The 2,395-nt window shown below is 76.8% G+C and carries 2 protein-coding genes; both read right to left on the reverse strand.

Annotation, left to right across the window (positions count from 1 at the left end; genetic code table 11):
• The coding region (locus IFT36_RS15785; protein WP_200413633.1) for a hypothetical protein at positions 1–1,184 on the reverse strand (1,184 nt) is incomplete at its 3' end.
• Positions 1,185–1,335: 151 nt separating this feature from the next.
• A partial coding sequence (locus IFT36_RS15790) for a PQQ-dependent sugar dehydrogenase (protein WP_200413634.1) occupies positions 1,336–2,395 on the reverse strand: 1,060 nt, incomplete at its 5' end.

Raw genomic sequence — 2,395 nt, forward strand, 5'->3', positions numbered from 1 at the left:
CCCGTGCGGGGGCGGTCCCCGGTGCGGCCCTCGTCGGCGCCGCGACGCTCGGCGTCGCCCCGCCGCTCGGCGTCGAACTCGTCGGAGTCGCGGTCGCGGTGACCCGCGGCACGCTCGGCGAGGTGGCTGATCTTGCCCCAGAGCCCACCGTCGCGTGGTGCGGCCGGAGCCGTCGCGGCGACCTTCTCGGCGCGGGCGGCGGCGGCCTCGGCCACCGGCGACGCGGCGGCCTCGTCGGGCATGGACTCGGGGTCGAAGCTGATCGCGGCGGTGCGCGCGGCGTCCATGGGCTGGCGGGCGGGGACGACGTCGGCCCCTGCGTCCTCGCCGGAGGCCGCGGACGCGGTGCCCGCGGGCACCTCCGGAGCAGAAGCCGGGGCGGGAGCGGGCGCCGGCCCGGACGTGGGCGCACCACCGTAGAGCGCGGCGATGCCGTCGAAGCGCGGCACCTGGGTCCGGCCCTGGGGTCGGGCCGGGGCCGGGGCCGACGCCGGCGCCGGCGCGGCGGTCAGGGGCTGGAGCGGCACCGGGTTCGTGTCACCCACGGCCGGGGCCTCGAGTCGTGGCTGCGGGCCGGTGTCGCTGAGGTAGGCGCGCATGACGCCCTCGATCGCGACACGGAGGCCGTTCGTCCGGTCGCGCGGGGCACCGGACGCCTCGTACGCCTCGAGCGCCTTGGCCAGGGTCTCGCGCGCCTCTTCGTTGCGGCCGAGGTCGTAGAGCGTGTAGCCCTCGAGCTCGGCGGCGGCGGCCTCGAGCTCGCGCCATTCTTCGGTGGCGGCCGTGATGCGGCTGGTGTGTAGGTCGTTCAGTGCACGGTCGAGCTTGCCCTGCTCGCGGAAGATGTGGGCCCGTCGGATGCGGGCCGCCGTCGAGTCGGCCCGGTCGCCGGTGAAGTGCGCCAGGCGGAACGCCTCTTCGGCGATGGCCAGGGCCTCGTCGAGGCGGCCGAGCAGGCGCAGCAGATCGGCGCGCTCGCCGAGGGCGGCGGTGCTGCGGCTCTGGCCCAGGGCGGCGAGGCGGGCCTCGGCGACGGGCACGTCGACGGCCGTGCGCAGGCTGACGGGGTCGAAGCCGCCGGCACCACCGGTCCCGCGCACGACGGGCGCGGCGAAGCCCGGCGGCACGGTCTGGGGGCGGGCGCTGCCGGGTGCTGTCGTGTCGGGTCGGTCGTGCTGGCTCATCGAGTACGAGGGTAACCGCCCGGCCCCCGAACAGGCCGCGCGGCGCGCAGCGTGTGAGCGAGTGTCGGGGCCGGTGTGCGGAACCCGGCCCGCGCCTCCTCGGGTCGAGCGCGGAACCCGGCCCGCGCCTCCTCCGGTGGCGCCCGCCGGGTCAGGGGGCCGGGGTGAGGGGGACGCTGACGATGCGGTCGTCGCCGGCGCTCGGCGTGCCGCGCCCGTCCGTGTTGTTCGTCACGAGCCAGAGGGTGCCGTCGGGACCGGGCAGGACGTCGCGGATGCGGCCGAGCGACCGGTCGCCGGCGAAGAGTTCGGTCGGCACGGCCTCGGAGCCGGGCGCCACCTGGATCTCGAACAGCTTCTCGCCGCCGAGCCCGGCCAGGTAGAGCGTCGTGCCGACCGCCGTGAGGCCGCTCGGGCTGGCGTCGTCGGTCGACCACTGCAGCACCGGGTCCGCGAAGCCCGCGACGTCGCCGCGCCCCTCGACGTCCGGCCAGCCGTAGTTCGCCCCGGGCTCGAGGGCGTTGAGCTCGTCGTAGGTGTTCTGCCCGAACTCGGCCGCCCAGGCGGCGCCGGTGGCGTCCCAGGCGATGCCCTGCGGGTTGCGGTGGCCGAGCGAGTAGACGAGCGACCCGGGTTCGGGGTTGTCGTCGGGCACGCCGCCGATCGCGGTCGCACGCAGCACCTTTCCGCCGAGCGAGCCGGGGTCCTGGGCGTTCGGCCGCTGGTTCGCGTCGCCCGTCGTCACGTACAGGGCCCCGTCCGGGCCGAACGCGATGCGGCCGCCGTCGTGGTTGCTCGCCCTGGGGATGCCCGTGATCACCGTCTCCTGCTCGCCCAGGCCGTACGAGCCGACCTCACCCGTGATCGGCGCGCGCACCACGCGGTTGTCGTCGGCGGTGGTGGCGTAGGCGTAGAGGTACGACGGCGACCCCGCGAGCACGGCCAGGCCGAGCAACCCGCCCTCGCCCTCGTGCACGACCCCGCCGATGGTGCCGGCCTCGCGCGTGCTGCCGTCGGCGAGCAGTTCGAGCACGGTGCCGGTGTCGCGCAGGCTGACGAACGACGACCCGGTGTCGAGTCGCACGACCGACCAGGGGGCGGCCAGGTCCGTGGCGACGTCGGTCGTCACGGCGTCGGCCGCGACGGTGACGGCGGTCGCGTCGGTGGGCGGCGCGACCGGGCCGGGTCCGGCGGCGGCCGTCGGGTCGGTC

The sequence above is a fragment of the Frigoribacterium sp. CFBP 13605 genome (genome assembly GCF_014839405.1).
In the GTDB taxonomy this organism is placed as follows: domain Bacteria; phylum Actinomycetota; class Actinomycetes; order Actinomycetales; family Microbacteriaceae; genus Frigoribacterium.